The organism is Martelella alba, from assembly GCF_005217455.1.
Classification (GTDB): Bacteria; Pseudomonadota; Gammaproteobacteria; order Enterobacterales; family Enterobacteriaceae; genus Acerihabitans.
In genome coordinates this window covers 1-1,315 of record NZ_SZPQ01000129.1, presented here as the reverse complement: position 1 = coordinate 1,315, position 1,315 = coordinate 1, and the positions used below count along the sequence as shown (strand labels likewise).

Here is a 1,315-nt window from a genome sequence, read left to right as displayed (position 1 = left end):
GAGCCTGTTCACCATTTTGTGTAAGTGCCTTTTCTCAGAAGTGACCGTCCAGGCGGTCACCGAATTCGATAATAAAGCGGCTCATCGCCATGCGCCAGTCCCTCAGCGGCATCGTCCATTTCTGTGATGCCGATTGGATCGCCAGCCACACCACTTTCCTCACTGAGTCGTCTGTAGGGAACACCTTACGTTTCTTGATCGCGTGGCGGATCACGCTGTTGAGCGACTCGATGGCGTTGGTGGTGTAGATCACCTTGCGGATGTCCGGCGGGTAGGCAAAGAACGTGGCAAGATTCGCCCAGTTTGCCTGCCAGCTGCGGCTTATCTGCGGATAGCGGCTATCCCAGGCACTGGCGAACGCCTCCAGCGCCTGTTGGCCTGCTTCTTCCGTGGGCGCCTGATATATCGCTTTTAGGTCACGGGTGACGGCCTTGTAGTCTTTCCAGCAGACGAACCGCAAGCTGTTGCGCACCATATGCACGATACACAGTTGGATCCGTGCCTGCGGATAAACCGTATTGATGGCTTCAGGGAAACCCTTCAGACCGTCAACACAGGCGATGAGAATGTCGTTCAGGCCACGATTTTTCAATTCCGTCAGCACATTTAGCCAGAACTTCGCCCCTTCGTTTTCAGCCAGCCACATCCCCAGCAGCTCTTTTTGTCCTTCGAGATTGATGCCCAGAGCCAGGAATACGGATTTGTTGATGACACGGCTATCTTGTCGAACTTTAAGCACGATACAATCAAGGTAAACAATGGGATAGACCGCATCGAGTGGACGATTTTGCCACTCGGCCACTTGCTCCATCACGGCATCAGTCACCTTCGATACCAGCGACGGCGAGACATCAGCGTCATATAGCTCTTTAAACGCGGCGGCGATCTAGCGGGTGGTCATGCCTTTGGCGTACAACGATAGGATCTGGTTGTCCATCCCGGTGATCCGGGTCTGGTTTTTCTTGACCAGTTGCGGTTCGAAGGAGCCCTCACGATCACGCGGAGTACGCAGTTCCAGCGGTCCGTCGCCGGTGGTGACTGTCTTTGTCGAGTAGCCGTTGCGGGCATTGGAGCCGGCCCTGGGCTGATTTTTATCGTAACCGAGGTGGTGGGACATTTCGGCGTTTAGAGCGGCCTCAACACTGATTTTTTTCAGTAAGCGATCGAACTGGTTGAGATCCTCCGGGGTTTTGAGATTTTTGGCCAATTCGTTCGCCAGAGCCTGCAATTGTTTTTCGTCCATAAATTAACCTGTTTCTGATGTTGGATTGAACATATCAAAATCAGGCAATTACACAATTTAATTTACAGGCTC

1 pseudogene is annotated in these 1,315 nt (G+C 52.8%); it reads right to left on the bottom strand.

What is annotated here, in order from left to right:
- Positions 1-34 precede the first annotated feature (34 nt).
- Positions 35-1,243, bottom strand: a pseudogene (locus tag FCN80_RS25975) (IS256 family transposase).
- Positions 1,244-1,315 lie beyond the last annotated feature (72 nt).